Genomic DNA, 18475 nt, shown 5'->3' on the forward strand with positions numbered 1-18475 from the left:
ATACCCGAACGACGCCATGCCGGGAAAATCGAAGAGGCTGGTCCGACCAAGAAACCAAGCGTTCAGGTGGTCGCCCGGATCATGTCCGCGGCCTTCTCGGCGATCATGATCGTCGGCGCATTGGTGTTGCCGCCGATCAGGGTCGGCACCACCGAGGCGTCGACCACGCGCAACCCCTCCAGCCGCGCACCTTGAGCTGCGGGTCGACCACGGCCATGTCGTCGACGCCCATCTTGCAGGTGCCCGCGGGGTGGTAGATCGTGTCGGTGCGCGCCCTGATATGCGCCATCAATTCGGCATCGCTCGAAGCGCTGGCGCTGTAGATCTCCCTGGCGCGCCAGCGCCGGCGCCTCCAATATGGCGCGCGTCATCCGCACGCCCTTGAGCAGAAGAGCGGCGAGTAGGCAGACCGTCTTCGACGGGTCTTCGGAAAACCTGGCGGCAAGCGTCGAGCCGGCGCAGCCGCCGCCGGCGATGACATGGTCGTAGCGCATCCTCTCCTGCCGGCGGATGTTTCCGTCCGTTCACCTGAGAGAATGCCCGCCGGCGTGGCTTGCAAAGATGCCGCGGCGTCAGCTGGGACGCTTGCGCCGCCACGAATATTTCGGATCCCTGGGCTCCACTTCCACGGCCGGCTGGTAATAGACCGGCAGGCCACCGGTGCGGCCTTCCTCCAGGCGCTTCAAGAGCACCGGATTGGAGACCTCGAACTCGTCGAAGCCGAGCCGCAGCATGTGCGGCAACTGGTCGACCAGAACTTGCCCAGTGGCGCGCACCGCGCCCTTGAAGTCATGCCGGGCGCGCAGCAATTCGCCCTTGGAAAAAGAGCGGCCGTCATTGAAGGCGGGGAAGGCGAGCGCCACCAGCGACAGCTGGTCCAGCAGGCCGGTTATCTTGTCGAGCTCATCGCCAGGCTGCAGCAGCACGCCAAGGCGTTCGCGCGCCGACTTGCGGACCTCTTCGTCCAGCCCCAGGAAGACCTGCAGCGGCAGGATGAAGCGGCCATTGCCGGCCAGCGCCTCGGCGCTTTCGGCATGCGTCCACTCATCCTCGCGAAAACCATCCGGGGTCCAGAGGCGGGTTCCCGCTGTCGTCGATCCAGTCATCAAAATTCCTAAGTTCAAAAATCCAAGGTATGTCGAGAGTCAGGTCAGGCCGAGCCGAGAATGGTGGCTTCCGAGACCCGGAGCGGAGCGTACTTGAAGTACGTGAGCACCGGAAGCGCAGGAAACCGCCGTTTGCAGGCCGGCCTCACCTGAATATCGGCATAGCCTAAAGTGAGGCGTCGGTCAGCGACTTTTCCAAACCGGAGAGGTGAATGCCGCACTCGGTCTTGGCGTGGCCTGCCCAGCGGCCGCTGCGCGCATCCTCGCCCGGCTGCACCGGCTGCGTGCAGGGAAAGCAGCCGATCGAAAGATAGCCATAGGCGACCAGTGGATTTTCGCGCAGCGCATGCGCGCGCATGTAGTCGGCCTGGTCGGCGGTCGTCCAATGCGCCAGCGGATTGATGCGGATGCGCGAGCCGACCGCCTCGAAGACGGGCAGTGCCGCGCGTGTCGAAGCCTGGAAGCGCTTGCGCCCGGTGAACCAGGCGCGGAACGGCTCGACGCCGCGCGCCAGCGGCTCGACCTTGCGCACATTGCAGCAGGCGTCGGTGTTGGTCTCATGCAGCCTGCCGGTCGGATCGACCTGTTCGAGCGCGGCCTCCTCCGGCTTGATCACCCTGATATCGGTCAGGCCGAAATCGGCGACCAGCGCGTCGCGATAGCCGAGCGTCTCCTCGAAATGCTTGCCGGTATCGAGGAAGATCACCGGCAAGGTTCGGTCGATCTCCGAGATCATGTGCAGAAGCACGGCGGAGTCCGCGCCGAAGGACGACACCGCGGCGACTTCGCCGCGGAAGGCTTCGCGCGCCGAGCGCTCGATGATCTCGATCGGCTTCAGATGGCCGAGCAGCGCGTCCAGCCCCGCCGCTTCCGCGGCAACGCCGGCCTCGACGCCGACTACCCTGTCAAGCGGCCTTGGTTTCGCCAGCATAGAGCGCCTCCTTGAACGGCGCGGGACCGACACGGCGGTAGGCGTCGATAAAACGTTCTTCGGGATTGAGCCGAAGGCCAAGATAGGTATCGACGATCTGCTCGATGGCATCGGTGATCTCTTCCGAGGAGAAGCCGCGGCCGATGATCTCGCCGACCGAGGTGTTCTCGTCGGCCGAGCCGCCGAGCGTCACCTGGTAGAGCTCGGAGCCTTTCTTCTCGACGCCGAGGATACCGATATGGCCGACATGGTGGTGACCGCAGGCGTTGATGCAACCGGAGATCTTCAGCTTCAATTCGCCGATCTCGCGCTGCCGCTCGAGCGAGGCGAAGCGGCGCGAGATTTCCTGAGCCACGGGAATGGAACGCGCCGTGGCCAGCGCGCAATAGTCGAGGCCCGGGCAGGAGATGATGTCGCTGATCAGGTTCGAATTGGCGGTCGCCAGGCCGATCTCGACCAGCGCGTCATAGACCGCCTTCAGATCGGCGCGCGCCACATGCGGCAGGATCAGGTTCTGCTCGTGGCTGACGCGCAATTCGTCGAACGCATGCTTCTCTGCGATGTCGGCGACTGCTTCCATCTGACTGTCGGTGACATCGCCGGGCACCTCGCCGATGCCCTTGAGCGAAATCGTCACCGCCGCGTAGTCGGGATGGCGATGCGTCACGACATTCTGGTCGAGCCATTCCGAAAAGCTCTTGGAATCGAGCCGCGCTTGCTTGACGAGGGCATCGCCTTCCGGCCGGGCCAACAGCGCCGGCGGCGCGAAATAGGCGTTGATCGCCTGGATGTCGGCCTCCGGCAACTTCAAATCGGTGTCCTTGAGCTCCTGCCATTCGGCCTCGATCTGCCGCATGATCTCCTCGACGCCGGTCTCGTGCACCAGGATCTTGATGCGCGCCTTGTACTTGTTGTCGCGGCGGCCGTAGAGGTTGTACACGCGCAGGATCGCCGTGCAGTAGGACAGCAACTCGGCCTCCGGCAGAAAGTCTCGGATCTTCTTGGCGATCATCGGCGTGCGGCCCAGGCCGCCGCCGACATAAACGGCAAAACCCAGTTCGCCGGCCGCGTTCTTCTTCAGGTGCAGGCCGATGTCATGCGCCTGGATGGCAGCCCGGTCGCGCTCGGCGCCCGTCACCGCGATCTTGAACTTGCGCGGCAGGTACGAAAATTCCGGATGGACCGAGGACCATTGCCGCAGGATTTCCGCGTAGGGACGCGGATCGGCGACCTCGTCCGCGGCCGCCCCCGCGAAATGGTCGGCGGTGACGTTGCGGATGCAATTGCCGCTGGTCTGGATGCAATGCATCTCGACGCTGGCGAGATCGGCCAGGATCGCCGGAACGTCGGCGAGCGCCGGCCAGTGGAACTGCAGGTTCTGGCGCGTGGTGAAATGGCCGTAGCCCTTGTCGTACTTGCGCGCGATGTGGCCGAGCATGCGCAATTGCCGGCTGTTGAGCGTGCCGTAGGGCACCGCAATGCGCAGCATATAGGCATGCAACTGCAAATAGACGCCGTTCATCAGCCGGAGCGGCCGGAACTGGTCCTCGCTGATTTCGCCGGCAAGCCGGCGCTTCACCTGGTCGCTGAACTCGGCGACACGGGCCTGAACGAAATCGTGGTCGAACTCGTCGTAACGGTACATGCTTCGTCTTTCAGGGCGCGTCCGCCCGCTGCCTACCTTGGATTTAAGCCGCCCGCGCCGCTTGCTTGCCGAGATCGGGATGGATGGTCGGGCCGGCGGCGCGGATCTTCTCGCGCAACCGCACCGGCTCCACCAAGCCATCGACAACCGTGACGTCGATCACGTTGACGTCCAGGACTTCATTGTTGGCGGCGGCAGCGGCGCCGATCGCTTCCAGCCGGTCCTCCGCCGCCTTGTCATGCGCGATATCGGCATGACCTACCGTCTCCGCCCAGCCGCCATCGGCGTACCAGACGGCGATGCCGTCGGAGAGCCTGTTCGCGGTGAGAACCTTCATTGCTCAACTCCTTGGGCGACGGCTGAAGCCGCGCCCTCATGCTTGTGTGCCGCGAGCGGCTCGGATTGTTCAAAATTGGCGCCGGCAACCGCATCGCCGATGATCGTCATCACCGGTCCGGTGAGATCGGCGCGCTCCTCCAGCGACGGCAGGTCGGCAAGGGTGCCGTGGAAACGGCGGCGCTCGCCGAGGCTGGCGTTTTCGACGACAGCAACCGCCGTGTCGGGCGACAGCCCCGCTTCGATCAGCCGGCCGGCGACCTCGGCCGCGACCGAACGGCCCATATAGACGGCGACGGTCGCACCCGAGATGGCGAGCTTGGCCCAGTCGGGCAGCGAGTTGCCCTTGAGATCGTGCCCGGTGGTGAAGACCATCGACGACGAAACACCGCGCAGCGTCAGCGGCAGCTCGAAATCGGCGGCGGCGGCAAAAGCGGCGGTGACGCCCGGAACCACCTCATAGGCGATCCCGGCCTCGCGAAGTGCTGCCATTTCCTCGCCGGCGCGTCCGAACACCAGCGGATCGCCGGACTTCAGCCGCACCGCGCGCTTGCCGGCGCGGCCAAGCTCGATGAGCAGCGCATTGATTTCAGTCTGGCTCTTGGAATGGCAGCCCTTGCGCTTGCCGACCGGCAGGCGCTCGGCGTCGCGGCGGCCCATGGCCACGATCGCCTCCGGCACCAACGCGTCGTAGACGATGGCATCGGCTTCCATCAGCAGGCGATGCGCGCGCAAAGTCAAAAGGTCCTCCGCGCCCGGACCGGCGCCGACCAGCGCGATATGTCCTTCAACCGGAGCATCCTGGGCCAAAAGCTCGAGCGCCGCGCCATGCGCCTGAGCGAATTCGCCGGCTTCGATGGCCTTGGCCGGCGCGCCGGCGAAGAAATCGCTCCAGAAGCGGCGGCGGCGATGGCCCTTTGGCAGCGTCTCGGCGGCAGTGCGGAAAGAAGCGGCAAGCGCCGCCAGCCGGCCGAGCGACGGCGACAGCATGCGGTCGATGCGCCCGCGCAGCATCTGCGCCAGGACCGGTCCGGCGCCTTCGGTGCCGATGGCAATCGCCACCGGCGCCCGGTTGACTAAGGCCGGGGTGAAGAAATCGCAGAGATCGGGACGGTCCACGGCGTTGACCGGGATGCCCAGCCGGCGTGCGTCCTCGGCTATGCGGCGGTCGAGCGCTTCATCGCCGCTGGCCGCGAACACCAGGACGGCACCTTGGAGATGCACGGCCTCATAGGCCGTGTTGATATGAACGGCGCCGGCCGACGCGATGAAATCCAGCAGGCCGTCGCTGGCATTGTCGGCAACGATGCGCAGCACCGCGCTCGATTGCGAAAGTAGCCGAGCCTTGGCAAGCGCCTCCTCGCCATTGCCGACAATGGCTACGGCTTCGCCGTCGACCCGCATGAAGACGGGAAAGGCATTGAGCTTGGCGTTGGCTGGCGACATGGCGATGAGCAATAGTGGAACAGTTTGGCAGTTTTACGCGGCCACGCCAAAAATCAGAAGGCAAGCACTCGCGCGCCGCCGAACGGCAGGCAATCGCTTTTTCGCAACCGCGAAAGGCAAGAGAAAAAAATTCTACTTTGAGAGTGAAGCCGCCCGAGCGGCATAAAAAACTGCCTTGATCCGTCGTAATTTTTAGCGCCGGACGGGGAAAGCTGCAAAACAGTTTTTTCTAAATTCTACTAAGTTAGTAGATTAAAGCCTGCCTTAGCTGTTTCGGCGCCAGCCTCGTCGGCTGAGAGTGATCGAAGCGCCGCCGCCAGATCGGAACAATCATGCTTCGCGGCTCGTTTGCTTAGCAATCCATTTGTCGATCCGAAGCTCCATCGATCGGCAATCATGCAAGCAAGGAGGAACGCGATGAGCATCAAGCTGAAGCACGGATTATGGGTCGTCGTGGCCGATGGCGAGAAGGCGCTCTTCCTGCGCAACCAGGGCGACAGCAAGTTCCCGAATTTGGAAGTGGTGCAGGAGATGGAGCAGGAGAACCCCGCCACGCGCGAGCAAGGCAGCGACAAGCCAGGCCGCCAGAGCAACGAGGGTCCCCGCAGCGCCGTCGAGGAAACCGACTGGCACCGTCTCGGCAAGGAGCGCTTCGCCGTCGAGATTGCCGACCGGCTCTACAAGCTCGCGCATCGTGGCGAGTTCGACGCGGTCGTGCTGATCGCACCGCCGCAGGTGCTTGGCGAGATGCGCCAGAAACTGCACAAGGAGGTCGGTGAGAAGGTACAGGCGGAAATCCCGAAGACGCTCACCAACCACACCATTTCCGACATCGAGAACCTGCTTCAGGCGGCATGATGCAGCGGAACGAACGCAACTTCGAAGCCTGATTGATCTAAGAGCCGTCTCTTTGGCAGCGCGGCGCCGATTTTCCGGCGCGCGCCGTTGCAATTCTGCGCGGCGATGGTTGCATCATCGCCGCTCTCCCCGCCATATTGCCAGGAGGCGTCGACCCTTTGGACGGCGCTCATCCGACATCGTCAGTTTTTGAAAGGCGCTCCATAGACAATGCCGCATGACACACCCCTTATCGCCACCATCGTCGCCGGTCTGGGGCTTGCTTTTGTCTTCGGGGCTTTAGCCAACCGGTTCCGCATCCCGCCGCTTGTCGGCTATCTTGTCGCCGGCGTCCTTGTCGGCCCGAACACGCCCGGCTTCGTGGCCGATGCCAGCCTTGCCAATGAGCTCGCGGAAATCGGCGTCATTCTTTTGATGTTCGGCGTCGGCCTGCATTTTTCGCTGAAGGACCTTCTGTCCGTCCGCGCCATCGCCGTGCCGGGCGCCATCGTGCAGATCGGCTTTGCGACGCTGCTTGGCGTTGGGCTTGCCTGGCTGCTCGGCTGGTCGCTGGGGGCCGGCCTGGTCTTCGGCCTCGCGCTTTCGGTCGCCTCGACCGTGGTGCTTTTGCGCGCACTTCAGGAGCGGCGGCTGATCGAGACCGAGCGCGGCCGCATCGCCGTCGGCTGGCTGATCGTCGAGGATCTCGCCATGGTGCTGGCGCTGGTGCTTTTGCCGGCGCTCGCCGGCGTGCTTGGCGGCCAGCCCCAGGTCGACGACCATGCGAGCCTGCTCTCGCTGCCCGCCAGCTACGGCATATGGGGCGTGGTCGGCATCACGCTCGCCAAGGTCGCCGCCTTCGTCGTCGTCATGCTGGTGGTCGGCCGCAGGGTCATTCCATGGATCCTGCATTACGTCGCCCATACCGGCTCCCGGGAATTGTTCCGGCTCGCGGTGCTGGCCATCGCGCTCGGCGTCGCCTTCGGCGCGGCGAAGCTGTTCGGCGTCTCGCTGGCGCTCGGCGCCTTCTTCGCCGGCATGATCATGAGCGAATCCGAGCTCAGCCACCGCGCGGCGGAAGAATCGCTGCCGCTGCGCGACGCCTTCTCGGTGCTGTTCTTCGTCTCGGTTGGCATGCTGTTCGACCCGTTCAGCCTGATCAGCAACGGCCTGCCCATCCTCGCCACCTTGGCCATCATCGTCATCGGCAAGTCGATCGCTGCTTTCGTCATCGTCATTGTCTTCCGCTACCCGATCGCCACCGCGCTGATGATTTCGGCGAGCCTTGCCCAGATCGGCGAATTTTCCTTCATCCTGGCCGAGCTTGGCGTCGGCCTGAAACTGTTGCCAGAGCAGGGCCGCGACCTGATCCTGGCCGGCGCCATCTTGTCGATCCTGCTCAATCCGCTGATGTTCCTGATCGTGGACTGGATGAAACCCTGGCTGGAAAAGCGTGCCGGCAAGGATGCTGTGCCGACAGTGGAGCAGCGACCAATCGGCCCGGCGACCGAGCCCGGCCAGGTCGCTTCGGTGTCGGCCCCGGGTAAGGAAGACGCCCCGCCACCGAAAACGGCGCTTGCCGGCCATTCCATCCTGATTGGCTATGGCCGCGTCGGCAGCCTGGTGGGCGCGGCTCTGAAGGAAGCCGCCCTGCCCTTCCTGGTCATCGAGGATGCCGACAAGACGCTGGCGAAGCTGCGGGACGACGGCGTCGAAACCGTTGCCGGCAACGCCGCCAATGCGGACGTCTTCTCGGCCGCCAACCCGGAAGGCGCCAGGCGGCTTATCCTCGCCATCCCCAACGCCTTCGAGGCGGGGCAGGTTGTGCTCAGGGCCCGCGCGGCCAATCCGGCGATCAACGTCATTGCCCGCGCGCATTCCGACGCCGAGGTCGAGCATCTGAAAGGCCTCGGCGCCGACACCGTCATCATGGGCGAACGCGAGATCGCCCGCGGCATCGTCGAGGTGGTGACCGGCAAGACCGTCGATCGGGCCGGGCCTGCCATGGAGATCAACCCGCAGCCCGCTTGATTGGCATCACGCCACGAACGCGGAGCCGCCGTTTTGCGCGATATCGCTGAGATATTTGGCCGGCGGCTTGCCCAGCGCCTTCTTGAACATGGTGATGAAGGCGGTGACGGATTCGTAGCCGAGATCGCCCGACACCTGCTGCACGCTGGCGCCGGCGGACAGTTCCCTGAGCGCCACGATCAGGTGCAGCTGCTGGCGCCAGCGTCCGAAACTTAAGCCGGTCTCCTTCACCACGAGACGCGCCAGGCTGCTTTCGCTGACCGCAACGCGGTCTGCCCAATCGGCCAAGGTGCTGCGATCGGCGGGGTCGTCCGCCAACGCTTCGGCGATCCGTCGCAACCGGGGCTCGGCCGAGATCGGCAGGTGCAACTGCTGCACAGGCATACAGGGCAGTTCCGCGAGCAGCACGCTTCCCAGGAAGTTGCCGCGCGCATCGTCCGGCGCGCACTCCGATAGCTCGATGATCAATTCACGCAGCAGCGGCGAGATCGAAAGCGTGCAGCACCGGTCCGGCAACGCGGCGACGCCCGGTTCGATATAAACGAAGAAAATCCGAGCATTCGCCGTCGCGATGTTGCTGTGTTCCATGCGGCTCGGCACCCACACCCCGCAATGCGGTGGCACCATCCAAAGCCCGCTCGGAACGCGGCAGGTGACGCCGCCGCCGAGCGCGAAGACGAGCTGCCCTTTGCGATGCCAATGCGCCGGCACCTCGGCCTTGGTCCCCGTGACATCGACGCCAATGGCGATCGCCGGCGCGGCCACGTCGTCGACGTCGAAATCCAGCCAGGGCCAGCGGAGCGGCTGTCTCATATCTGACGGCTTTTAGCGATCATTTGGCTTTATCTCTAAATTCCACAGCCGCGAAAGTCGATAGGTTTCGAGCCGTTTCCGTCGCAATCGATCGCGGCTCTCGAGCGTCATTCAAGGTGGTCCATGCTTGCTCTCGCTATCTCTTCAGACAGTCCGAACAGGCTGAAGCTCGTCGAAATTGATGAGCCAAGCTGCAATATGAATGAAGCATTGGTGGCTGTTCATGCAACATCATTGAATCGTGGTGAGCTGCGCCTGCTCGGCATACGTCCCGACGGCTGGATACCTGGCCAGGACATCGTCGGCATTGTCGAGCGCGCGGCGGCCGATGGTTCAGGCCCGGCCGCGGGCACGCGCGTTGCCGCCTTGGTCGACGAGGCCGGCTGGGCCGAGCGCGTCGCCGCTCCGACCGATCGTCTTGCCGTCCTGCCGGACGCGGTCAGCTTCGCCGACGCAGCCACGCTCCCGGTGGCGGGCACGACGGCGCTGAGAACTTTGCGCCATGGCGGCGATCTCGCCGGCCAGCGGGTCCTGATCACCGGCGCGAGCGGCGCGGTCGGCCGCTTCCAGATCCAGATCGCCCGCGAGCAAGGCGCTTCGGTGACGGCGGTCGCTTCGGCCCGGCACCATGATGATCTTCGCGATCTGGGCGCCGGGCGGGTCGTCGAGTCGATCGAACTGTCCGGGGGACTATTTTCATTGATCACCGAGTCGGTCGGCGGCAAAAGCCTCGCCGACGCGATCGAGCATATCGCGCCCGGCGGGACCATCGTCATGTTCGGCTCGAGCAGCGGCGAGCTCACGCCGATCGGATTCCGCCAGTTCGTTCCAGGCCACGAGGGCGCAAGGCTCCAGACTTTCGCCTACTATACGTCCGGTTCAGCCATCGGCGCTGACATCGCCACGCTGCTCGATCTCGTCGCGGCCGGCCGGCTGGAGACCCGCGTGGCGATGACCGTGCCATGGACGGACATCGGCCAGGCCCTGGACGCGCTGCGGCAGCGCGGTATCAGCGGCAAGGCCGTTCTCACCATGGCCTGAAGTCAGCCAATCACACGTGCTGGCCGCCATTGATGTGGATTTCCGAGCCGGTGACGTAGGACGCCTGGCCCGAGCACAGGAAGAAGATGATGTCGGCGACTTCCGAGGTGGCGCCAAGCCTTCTCAGCGGAATCGTCTCGACGATCTTGTCGGTGCCGGGCGAAAGGATCGCGGTGTCGATCTCGCCCGGCGCGATCGCATTGACGCGGATGCCGTGCGGACCGAAATCATGCGCCATCTCGCGCGTCAGCGAGCCGAGCGCCGCTTTCGATGTGGCATAGGCCGTGCCGGCGAAAGGATGCACGCGGGTGCCTGCGATCGAGGTGACGTTGACGATCGAGCCCTTGGCGGCGGCGAGTTCCTTGAACAGCCCCCTTGCCAGCATGATCGGCGCGAAGAAATTGACCTGGAACACGTCGCGCCAGACATGCATCGGCGTCTCTATCGAATCCATGCGCCTGCCGTCTTTCAGCTTCGGCGAGATGCCGGCATTGTTGACCAGCGCGTGCAACTGTCCGCCATGCGCCTCCAGCCGGTGGCGGATTTCCGAGACGGCGATGCCGACATCCTCCTGGTCGGCGAGGTCGACCTTGATGTGGTCCTCGGGGCCGGCCGGCCACGGGCAATCCTCGGCGAAAGCCTGGCGCGAGCAGGTGATGACGCGCCAGCCCTCGCGCGAAAAGCGCTTCACGGTCGCATGGCCGATGCCGCGGCTGGCGCCGGTGAGCACGATGGTTTTTCTGCTGTCGGTCTCGGCCATGGCTTGATCTCCGGCCGGACATGTAGCCGAAGGCGCTTGCCATTACGAGAGGGCGAGTTGCCGCTTCAGCCGCCGCCCAGGATATCGAGGATCGAAGTCTGCCGCTTCTTGGTCGGTCCGCCGACATTGCCGGGCGGCACCGGATGCTTGATCGAGGCGGTCGATCCGCTGTCGCTTGGCATGTCGAAGCCGTTCGCATCGACGGTCTGGGCCGGGCGCGCCTGACGTACCGGCGCTGGCGCCGGAGCGACCGGCTGGGACTGGCCGACGGCCGCGGGCGGCGCTGGCGGCTGCGAGGCGTCAGCCGACGGGATCTCGTCCGGCACGATCGTATCGGACGGCGTCGACTTCCAGGTGCCGGGCAGCGGCCTGACCGGCACGCCTTCATGCGCGGCCACCATGAATTCGTGCCAGGCCTGCGCCGGCAGGGCGCCGCCGGTGACCTTCTTCATCGGGCTGCCGTCGTCATTGCCGAACCACACGCCGGTGGTGAGATTGGCGGTGTAGCCGACGAACCAGGCATCGCGCGAATTCTGGCTGGTGCCGGTTTTGCCGGCCGAAGGCCAGTTGAACGCCGCTTTCTTGGCGGTGCCGACCTCGACGGTGCCCGTCATCATCGAGTTCATCATGCCGACGATATCGGCCTTGATGACGCGCGGCGCGCTGCCGCCGCTGTTCTCGTAGAGCACCTTGCCGTTGGCGGTGGTGATGCGTTGGATGAAGTGGATGTCCGGCTTGTAGCCGCCATTGGCGAAAGGCACATAGGCCGAGGTCAGTTCCAGCGGCGTCACCTCCGAGGTACCGAGCGCGATCGAGGTGTTGGCCTGCAGGTCCGATTGGATGCCCATGCGATGCGCGGCTTCCACCACGGCGTCGGGACCGACTTCCATGGTGAGCTGGGCCGCCACCGAGTTGAGCGACTTGGCCAAAGCTGTCGCCAGCGTCACCTTGCCGTAATATTTGCCGCCGTAATTGTCCGGCGTCCATTTGCCGATCTTGATCGGCGCGTCGTTGCGGATGCTGTCAGGCGTGCGGCCGGCTTCCAGCGCCGCCATATAGACGAAGGGCTTGAAGGCCGAGCCCGGCTGCCGGCGCGCTTCCGAGGCGCGGTCGAACTGGCTGGTCGAATAATCATAGCCGCCGACCATGGCGCGCACCGCGCCGGAATCGTCGATCGACACCAGCGCGCCTTGCGTGACGTTGAGCTTCTTGCCGCTCTCGTCGATCAGCCGGCGGATCGACTGTTCGGCAAGCTTCTGCAGGTTGAGGTCGACCGTGGTGTTGATGACGATGTCGCCGCGCACGTCGCCGATGAGGTCCGGGAGTTCGTCCATCACCGTATCGGCGACATAGTTTTCCGAGCCGGTCCAGTAGGACGGCGCTCGCGTCGCCGGCGCGCTCAGCGCCGTCTTGTATTCCTTGTCGCTGATCTTGCCGGTCTCGCGCATGGCCGCGAGCACGAGCTGCGCCCGCTCCTCGGCCGCCTTTGGGTCGCGCGCCGGCGACAGCTTGGACGGCGCCTTCAGCAGGCCCGCCAGCAACGCGGCTTCCGAAAGCGTCACGTCGCGCGCGCTCTTGCCGAAATAGCGCCGCGAGGCCGCCTCGACGCCATAGGCGCCCGAGCCGAAATAGACCCGGTTGAGGTACATTTCGAGGATCTGGTCCTTGCTGTGCTTGTGCTCGAGCCACAGCGCGAGCAGCACTTCCTGGACCTTGCGCTCCAGCGTGCGGTCGGGTGTCAGGAACAGGTTCTTGGCCAGCTGCTGCGTCAGCGTCGAGCCGCCCTGCGAGAAATGGCCGCCGATGAGATTGGCGACCATGGCGCGCGACAGGCCGATCGGGTCGATGCCGAAATGCGAATAGAAGCGCCGGTCCTCGATGGCGACCACGGCCTCGGGGATATAGGGCGACATTTCGTGCAGGCCGACCGCCTCACCGCCAGACGCACCGCGATTGGCGATCAGCGCGCCATCGACCGAGACGATCTTGATGTTCGGCGCACGGTCCGGGACCGACCACGTCGTCGCCGCCGGCATCTTGGCGCCGTAATAGACGACGATGCCGGCCGTCGTGATACCGCCCCATATGCAGAGCACGAAGCACCAGTAGACAAGCCGCGTGGCGATGCCGAGCAGCCCGCGCCGATTGCGGTCGCGGCCACGGCTGCGCGATTTCGCCTTGGCGGACCTGCCCTTCGAAGCGGATTTACGACTGCCCGGCACGACACGATCCTCCTCGCTTACCGAAAAGCCTTCGGAGGATTTCGCGCGCGGCGATCCCTCGAAGCTCGGTTCGATGCGACTGTCTCTGCGGTTCGCCATGCGCTCTTGCTTGCTGCCCCGGTGCCGATGGCGTTCGGGTTGAAGACTAGATGCGGCGGTTTAAAGGCGGGTTAAAGCAGGGTTTATGCAGCCTTTTGAAAACCCTTACGATTTTCTGAATCCAACGGTCTCGCGCTATCTTTCGCAGTCGGTCCATTGCGGGGCGCCGCATGATTACGAGTGGATGGTTGCTCAAAGTCCCGCTGCCTTGGCCAGATAGGGCGCCAGCGCCAACGCGTAGGTTGCCGTCAGATGATGATTGTCGCGCAGCACGACAATGTTCCCGACCACCGCCGGGCAGCTCTCCTTGCCGCATAGCGCATCGTTCATGTCGACCACGCTCACCCCCGGCACGGACCGGGCGGCGAGCGCGTAGATGTTTTCCCGTTCGACCTCGCTGCGCGGATTGACGCATTTGCCGGGATCGGTCCCCAGGCAATTGCGCGGATCGAACAGGCTGAAAGGTGTGTTGCGGATCGCGACGACGCGCACGCCCTCACTTTTGAGCTCGCTCCAGACGCTGCGCAATCCCTCGATCATCGCGTCCCGCGCGACGCCGGTGTAGTTGCTCTGGCTGGTGATCACGAGATCGGGCTTCAGCTTCGCGATTTCGGCGAGAACTTTCTCCCGCCACAGCGCGCATTGCTCATACGGCTTGCCGTCGTCAAGGATGGTGACCCGGGTTACCGGGCAGGCCGCCTTGGTGAAGCTGACGAGCTTCCATTTTCTGTCTTTGGCGATTTTGTCGACCGCCGGCACCCATTGCGCCGCGTGGGAATCGCCCATCACGACAATGGTCCTCGTCCCAGCCGGGTCGCCGAGCGGGCAACCGGTCGCATCGATGCCCTTCTGCTCCTGATGACATTTCATCCTGTAGATGACGGGCACATCGCTGCCGATCTTGCTCAAGGGAGGCAGCGGCTTGACGCCCTCGGGGACGACGGCGTTCGCGAGCAAGGCCGCAGGCCCCGGATAATTCGGCGTTCCGATCAGGCTGGTATCGATGGGCTGCCGGTCGATCGCATGGACGAGTCCGCCCGCCACGGCCACGCACAACCCCACCGCCACCGTGCCGTCGATCAGCGGCCGCCATGCCAGGGACGAGCGCGAATGGCGATAGGGCTGTTCGATGAAGCGGTAGGAGAGTTCGGAAATCACCAGGGTGGCGACGATCAGCAGAAGACCATCAGCAAGGTCGATCGCGCCGCGCTGCGCGGCGTAAAAAATGATCAGCGGCCAATGCCACAGATAGATCGAATAGGAGCGATCGCCGATATAGCGCAGCGCCGCGATATCCAGGCCACGGAAGCGGCCCATGCGTACGCTGCCGGCCGCGATGATCAGAGCCGCGCCGAGCGTCGGCAGCAGCGCCTTGAAGCCTGGAAAATCGGTCGCCCTTGTAAACAGCATCGCCGACGCAAGCATCGCCAGCATGCCGGCGACAGCCATCCCCGCCCGGACACGCGCTTTCGGCTGGAACCGGTCCAGGGTCAGCGCCAGCAGCCCGCCAAGGGCCAGTTCCCAGACCCGGGTGTGGGTGACGAAATAGGCCCATGCCGGATCGGATCGGGTGAGAGCGACGGAAGCCGCGAGCGAGCCCACCAGGACCGCGCCGAGCACGAACGTAAGTGTTTGCACGGGCGAGTGCCCGCGACGCCTGGCCCACCAAAGCGCAGCGATCATCAGCACAGGCCAGACGATGTAGAACTGCTCCTCGATCGACAGCGACCAGAAATGCTGCACCGGGCTCGGGGCGTTCTCGGCGCCGAGATAGTCCACGGCCTGCTCGGCAAGCCGCCAGTTCTGCACGTAGAGCGCGCTTGCAATAACCTGCCTGGCGGTTTCTTCCCACCAGGCGTCCGACACGAACAGCAGCGTTCCCGCGAGCGTGACGAAGAGCGCGACGATCGCCGCCGGCAGCAACCGCCTGACCCGGCGCGTATAGAAGCCGACAAGCGAGATGCCGCTATCGCTCAGAGCCATGCGCGTAAGCAGGCCGGTGATCAGGAAGCCGGAGATGACGAAGAAGATGTCGACCCCGACATAACCGCCGGGAAGCGCTGCCGGCCAGATATGGAAGACCACCACAAAGGCTACGGCGAGCCCGCGCAGCCCCTGTATCTCCGGCCGAAATCCCCCCGGCGCAATGTCGTCTCGCAAAGCCGGCCTAGCCCCTCACGGCGCCGGTCTCCCGGCTGGCCACCATGGTCAATTCTGCTGGATCGAAATGCCCTTGTCGTCGATCTTGAGCTCGACGCCTTTCGGCCTGGTCTGCTCGCGATAGACATAGATGCCGAGCGCGATGACCACCGCGACCAGCGCCCCGATGATAAGATAGAGCGTGTTCTGCCTCATTGCGTCCCCTTGTTTCGGTCGAGGCCCGCCTTAAAGCCTGCACGCAGCCTACTAGTCGTCGTCATTTGATGCTGGGCGCCAGCTCGTCGGATCGACCTTCTTTTGCGTGTCGCTGTCGGTGTAGACCCACCAGCCGCCGTCGCGATACTGGCCGATGGATTCATTGACGACGCCGTCGCTGTCTTTCCACAGGATGGTGACCTTCGAGCCGTCCTTCGGCGCGCTTTCTATCGGTTTGCGCTCTGCCATCTCACTCCCTCCACGAACCGGCCCCAACGTCCTTTCGACGCGCCGGGTTCCGTCAGCTATGCGCGAAGATGTCTTCCTCCGCCCAGCCCATAAGGTCGAGCTTGGCGCGGGTCGGCAGGAAACGGAAGCAGGCGTCCGCCTCCTTGGTGCGGTTTTCGCGCGCCAGGCGCGCGCCCAGCACCTCATGCAGCCTGTGCAGGTAGAGCACGTCCGAGGCGGCATATTCGAGCTGTTCGGGCGAGAGCGTTTCGGCCGCCCAGTCGGAGGATTGCTGCGCCTTGGAAAGGCCGATGCCGAGCAGTTCGTTGCAGAGATCCTTCAGCCCGTGACGATCGGTATAGGTGCGGGTGAGCCGCGAGGCGATCTTGGTGCAGAACACCGGCTCGGCCATCACACCGAAGGTGTGGTAGAGCACGGCGATGTCGAAGCGGCCGTAGTGAAACAGCTTGGTGATTGTGTTGTTTCTCAACAGGCTGGCGAGGTTCGGCGCCTCTTTCTGGCCTGGAGCGATCTGGATGACGTCGGCGCTGCCGTCGCCGGGCGAAATCTGCACCACGCAGAGCCGGTCGCGATGCGGGTTGAGCCCCAGAGTTTCCGTGTCGATGGCCACCGCCCCGACATTGTAGCGCGACAGGTCAGGCAGATCGTTTTTGTGGAAACGGATATCAGTCATTCTCTTCTCCGGATCGCGGCCGCAATACCGCGCATCGCCTGGGATGCGCCAGCAGGCGGCGCGTTGCGCTGGTCATTCGTCCTCGCCGCGATCCGGAGAAAAATCAACAGAAAGTTGAATTTCAACGCGTCAGCGCGTCGAGGATTCGCGCCCAGGACCGCTGCCCCTTGTGGAAGGAGGTCAGCTCGTATTTCTCGTTCGGCGAGTGGATGCGGTCGTCGTCGAGGCCGAAGCCGACCAGCAGCGATTCCATGCCGAGATAGGTCTGGAAATCGCCCACCACCGGGATCGAGCCGCCGCCGCCGGTGGTCACGGCCTGCCTCTCCCACTCGTCCGACAGCGCGTCCTTGGCTTTGGTCAGGAACGGCGAGTCATAGGAAAGCTGGATCGCCGGCGAGCCGCCATGCGGGTGGAATTCTACCGAGCAGTCGCCGGGGATGCGCTCGCGCACGAAGGCCTGGAAGGCGGCGCGGATCTTCTTCGGATCCTGCTTGTGAACGAGCCGGAACGATACTTTCGCCGACGCTTCCGCCGCGATCACCGTCTTGAAGCCCCTGCCGGTATAGCCGCCGATGATGCCGTTGAATTCCGCGGTCGGCCGCGCCCAGGTGAGCTCGAGCACCGAGCGCCCTTTTTCGCCGGCCGGAATGGAAAGTCCGACCGGTCCAAGGAAGGTCTCGGCCGTTTCGCCGAGCCCTTCCCAGGATTTCAGCACCTGCGAAGGCGTCTCCTCGACGCCGTCATAGAAGCCCGGAATGGTGACATGGCCGTCCTTGTCGTGGACGTCGGCCAGCACCTTGGCCAGGATGCGGATCGGATTGGCGGCCGGCCCGCCATAGAGGCCCGAATGCAGGTCGCGGTTGGCCGCCTTGACGGTGATCTCCTCGCCGACCATGCCGCGCAGCGACACGCAGATCGACGGCGTCTCGCGATTCCACATGCTGGTGTCGCAGACCAGCGCGAAATCCGCCTTCAACTCGGCGGCGTTGGCTTCCAGGAACGGCTTCAGCGACGGCGAGCCGGATTCTTCCTCGCCCTCGAACAGGATGGTGACGCGGCACGGCAGATTGCCGTGCACCTGCTTCCAGGCGCGGCAGGCCTCGACAAAGGTCATCAGTTGCCCCTTGTCGTCGGCCGAGCCGCGTCCGGTGATCACTTTGCGTCCAGGCTCGATCTCCTTGATCGACGGCGCGAACGGATCGGTTTCCCACAATTCGATCGGATCGACCGGCTGGACGTCGTAGTGGCCGTAGAACAGCACATGCGGCGCGCCTGCCGGCCCCTCGTGATGCGCCACCACCATCGGATGTCCGGGCGTGTCGCGCACGCTTGCGTCGAAGCCGATCAGCTTGAGTTCGGCCACCAGCCATTCGGCCCCCTTGCGGCAGTCGGCGGCAAAGGCGGGATCGGTGGAGATTGACTTGATGCCGAGCAGGCCGAACAGCCGCTCCAGGCTCTGGTCGAGGTTCTGGTCGAGACGGTCGAGGACGGGGGAGAGTTTGGACATTTTGGGGGCCTTTCGATTTTTGCGGCAGACCCTAAAGGGCGATGCGGAAAACGAAAAGCCGCGATCGTTGGACCAAGCGGGAAAGGCTTGCCTGGAGGCAAAAAAGAACCGCCGTGGTGGAGGGGGAACCACGGCGGTCTTTACTCGAAACGATGCGGCAGCCCGGAGAGGGGGGATAGGCTGCCGCAAGTTGCCCGGGATAGGCGGGGGACGGGCCTTACTCCGGACTTCGGCGAAAACTGCCGATGAGACGTATTTGGGTCTGTGAACGTGGCGATTCAAGGGCACGAAAATTACACTTTTGTAACATGCCCGTGAGCAGTGGATTCCCGCCAGGACAGTATCTGTCAGGGGTGTTGCCCGAACTGGCAGGTTGCACAGCCTTTGGCATGGACCGCGAAGGCTGGCCGCGCTATCCCTGCCG

At 64.5% G+C, this 18475-nt stretch carries 17 protein-coding genes and 1 pseudogene; 3 read left to right on the forward strand and 15 right to left on the reverse strand.

What is annotated here, in order from left to right; all coding sequences use genetic code 11:
- Window positions 1-62 precede the first annotated feature (62 nt).
- The 6 genes and pseudogenes from FJ417_RS18960 to cysG all read right to left on the reverse strand — a co-directional run.
- Window positions 63-398 (reverse strand): annotated as a pseudogene (locus tag FJ417_RS18960) (GMC oxidoreductase); the annotation flags it as partial.
- A 174-nt stretch (window positions 399-572) separates the two neighbouring features.
- Window positions 573-1106 carry a DUF934 domain-containing protein gene (locus FJ417_RS18965; protein WP_140784528.1) on the reverse strand — a complete coding sequence of 178 codons (534 nt, stop codon included), beginning with the start codon at window positions 1104-1106 and terminating at the stop codon, window positions 573-575.
- 166 nt (window positions 1107-1272) lie between these two features.
- Complete coding sequence (locus FJ417_RS18970; protein WP_140784529.1) at window positions 1273-2037, reverse strand: phosphoadenylyl-sulfate reductase; 765 nt, start codon at window positions 2035-2037, stop codon at window positions 1273-1275.
- Window positions 2012-3682 (reverse strand): nitrite/sulfite reductase, encoded by a 1671-nt coding sequence (locus FJ417_RS18975; protein ID WP_140784530.1) that lies wholly within the window; start codon window positions 3680-3682, stop codon window positions 2012-2014. The genes FJ417_RS18970 and FJ417_RS18975 overlap by 26 nt, the downstream gene beginning before the upstream one ends.
- Before the next feature lie 43 nt (window positions 3683-3725).
- Complete coding sequence (locus FJ417_RS18980) at window positions 3726-4019, reverse strand: DUF2849 domain-containing protein (protein ID WP_140784531.1); 294 nt, start codon at window positions 4017-4019, stop codon at window positions 3726-3728.
- Window positions 4016-5464: a siroheme synthase CysG gene (cysG, locus tag FJ417_RS18985; RefSeq protein ID WP_140784532.1), complete on the reverse strand. Its 1449-nt coding sequence runs from the start codon at window positions 5462-5464 to the stop codon at window positions 4016-4018. Before cysG ends, FJ417_RS18980 begins: the two co-directional genes overlap by 4 nt.
- Before the next feature lie 417 nt (window positions 5465-5881).
- Here cysG and FJ417_RS18990 point away from each other — a divergent pair, with 417 nt between their 5' ends.
- On the forward strand, window positions 5882-6322 hold the full coding sequence (locus FJ417_RS18990; RefSeq protein ID WP_140644587.1) for a host attachment family protein: 441 nt from the start codon (window positions 5882-5884) through the stop codon (window positions 6320-6322).
- On the opposite strand, the gene FJ417_RS18995 is transcribed toward FJ417_RS18990, so the two are convergent.
- Window positions 6310-6495, reverse strand: coding sequence for a hypothetical protein (locus FJ417_RS18995; protein WP_140784533.1), 186 nt, complete (start codon window positions 6493-6495; stop codon window positions 6310-6312). The two genes, FJ417_RS18990 and FJ417_RS18995, sit on opposite strands and share 13 nt — an antisense overlap.
- A gap of 37 nt (window positions 6496-6532) precedes the next feature.
- Between FJ417_RS18995 and ybaL the strand changes: the two genes are divergently transcribed.
- A complete protein-coding gene (ybaL, locus tag FJ417_RS19000) occupies window positions 6533-8332 on the forward strand; it encodes a YbaL family putative K(+) efflux transporter (RefSeq protein WP_181183259.1) in 1800 nt (599 codons plus the stop codon).
- Window positions 8333-8338: 6 nt separating this feature from the next.
- On the opposite strand, the gene FJ417_RS19005 is transcribed toward ybaL, so the two are convergent.
- On the reverse strand, window positions 8339-9145 hold the full coding sequence (locus FJ417_RS19005) for a helix-turn-helix transcriptional regulator (RefSeq protein WP_140784534.1): 807 nt from the start codon (window positions 9143-9145) through the stop codon (window positions 8339-8341).
- Window positions 9146-9268: 123 nt separating this feature from the next.
- On the opposite strand from FJ417_RS19005, the gene FJ417_RS19010 reads away from it, so the two are divergent.
- Window positions 9269-10186, forward strand: coding sequence for a zinc-binding dehydrogenase (locus tag FJ417_RS19010; RefSeq protein ID WP_140784535.1), 918 nt, complete (start codon window positions 9269-9271; stop codon window positions 10184-10186).
- Window positions 10187-10196: 10 nt separating this feature from the next.
- On the opposite strand, the gene FJ417_RS19015 is transcribed toward FJ417_RS19010, so the two are convergent.
- From FJ417_RS19015 to FJ417_RS19045, 7 genes are all read right to left on the reverse strand, one after another.
- Window positions 10197-10946, reverse strand: coding sequence for an SDR family oxidoreductase (locus FJ417_RS19015; RefSeq protein ID WP_140644591.1), 750 nt, complete (start codon window positions 10944-10946; stop codon window positions 10197-10199).
- 65 nt (window positions 10947-11011) lie between these two features.
- Window positions 11012-13267 (reverse strand): transglycosylase domain-containing protein, encoded by a 2256-nt coding sequence (locus tag FJ417_RS19020; protein ID WP_140784536.1) that lies wholly within the window; start codon window positions 13265-13267, stop codon window positions 11012-11014.
- Between the two features lie 192 nt (window positions 13268-13459).
- Window positions 13460-15427 (reverse strand): acyltransferase family protein, encoded by a 1968-nt coding sequence (locus FJ417_RS19025; protein WP_140784537.1) that lies wholly within the window; start codon window positions 15425-15427, stop codon window positions 13460-13462.
- A gap of 48 nt (window positions 15428-15475) precedes the next feature.
- Window positions 15476-15622, reverse strand: coding sequence for a hypothetical protein (locus tag FJ417_RS19030; RefSeq protein ID WP_140644594.1), 147 nt, complete (start codon window positions 15620-15622; stop codon window positions 15476-15478).
- Window positions 15623-15673: 51 nt separating this feature from the next.
- Window positions 15674-15871 (reverse strand): hypothetical protein, encoded by a 198-nt coding sequence (locus tag FJ417_RS19035; RefSeq protein WP_140784538.1) that lies wholly within the window; start codon window positions 15869-15871, stop codon window positions 15674-15676.
- Window positions 15872-15923: 52 nt separating this feature from the next.
- On the reverse strand, window positions 15924-16544 hold the full coding sequence (locus FJ417_RS19040; RefSeq protein WP_140644596.1) for a ribonuclease D: 621 nt from the start codon (window positions 16542-16544) through the stop codon (window positions 15924-15926).
- Between the two features lie 121 nt (window positions 16545-16665).
- Window positions 16666-18051, reverse strand: a complete 1386-nt coding sequence (locus FJ417_RS19045; RefSeq protein ID WP_140784539.1) for a M20/M25/M40 family metallo-hydrolase — start codon at window positions 18049-18051, stop codon at window positions 16666-16668.
- Window positions 18052-18475: the final 424 nt, after the last annotated feature.

It is taken from the genome of Mesorhizobium sp. B3-1-7 (genome assembly GCF_006439385.1).
Classification (GTDB): Bacteria; Pseudomonadota; Alphaproteobacteria; order Rhizobiales; family Rhizobiaceae; genus Mesorhizobium.

Excerpts from the sequence above, each read along its gene's own strand:
- FJ417_RS19015 (WP_140644591.1), bottom strand. The coding sequence starts at position 10,946 with ATGGCCGAGACCGACAGCAGAAAAACCATCGTGCTCACCGGCGCCAGC.
- FJ417_RS18980 (WP_140784531.1), bottom strand. The coding sequence starts at position 4,019 with ATGAAGGTTCTCACCGCGAACAGGCTCTCCGACGGCATCGCCGTCTGG.
- FJ417_RS18965 (WP_140784528.1), bottom strand. The coding sequence starts at position 1,106 with ATGACTGGATCGACGACAGCGGGAACCCGCCTCTGGACCCCGGATGGT.
- FJ417_RS19005 (WP_140784534.1), bottom strand. The coding sequence starts at position 9,145 with ATGAGACAGCCGCTCCGCTGGCCCTGGCTGGATTTCGACGTCGACGAC.
- FJ417_RS19030 (WP_140644594.1), bottom strand. The coding sequence starts at position 15,622 with ATGAGGCAGAACACGCTCTATCTTATCATCGGGGCGCTGGTCGCGGTG.
- FJ417_RS19045 (WP_140784539.1), bottom strand. The coding sequence starts at position 18,051 with ATGTCCAAACTCTCCCCCGTCCTCGACCGTCTCGACCAGAACCTCGAC.
- FJ417_RS18995 (WP_140784533.1), bottom strand. The coding sequence starts at position 6,495 with ATGAGCGCCGTCCAAAGGGTCGACGCCTCCTGGCAATATGGCGGGGAG.
- cysG (WP_140784532.1), bottom strand. The coding sequence starts at position 5,464 with ATGTCGCCAGCCAACGCCAAGCTCAATGCCTTTCCCGTCTTCATGCGG.
- FJ417_RS19020 (WP_140784536.1), bottom strand. The coding sequence starts at position 13,267 with ATGGCGAACCGCAGAGACAGTCGCATCGAACCGAGCTTCGAGGGATCG.
- ybaL (WP_181183259.1), top strand. The coding sequence starts at position 6,533 with ATGCCGCATGACACACCCCTTATCGCCACCATCGTCGCCGGTCTGGGG.
- FJ417_RS19010 (WP_140784535.1), top strand. The coding sequence starts at position 9,269 with ATGCTTGCTCTCGCTATCTCTTCAGACAGTCCGAACAGGCTGAAGCTC.
- FJ417_RS18990 (WP_140644587.1), top strand. The coding sequence starts at position 5,882 with ATGAGCATCAAGCTGAAGCACGGATTATGGGTCGTCGTGGCCGATGGC.
- FJ417_RS19040 (WP_140644596.1), bottom strand. The coding sequence starts at position 16,544 with ATGACTGATATCCGTTTCCACAAAAACGATCTGCCTGACCTGTCGCGC.
- FJ417_RS18970 (WP_140784529.1), bottom strand. The coding sequence starts at position 2,037 with ATGCTGGCGAAACCAAGGCCGCTTGACAGGGTAGTCGGCGTCGAGGCC.
- FJ417_RS18975 (WP_140784530.1), bottom strand. The coding sequence starts at position 3,682 with ATGTACCGTTACGACGAGTTCGACCACGATTTCGTTCAGGCCCGTGTC.
- FJ417_RS19035 (WP_140784538.1), bottom strand. The coding sequence starts at position 15,871 with ATGGCAGAGCGCAAACCGATAGAAAGCGCGCCGAAGGACGGCTCGAAG.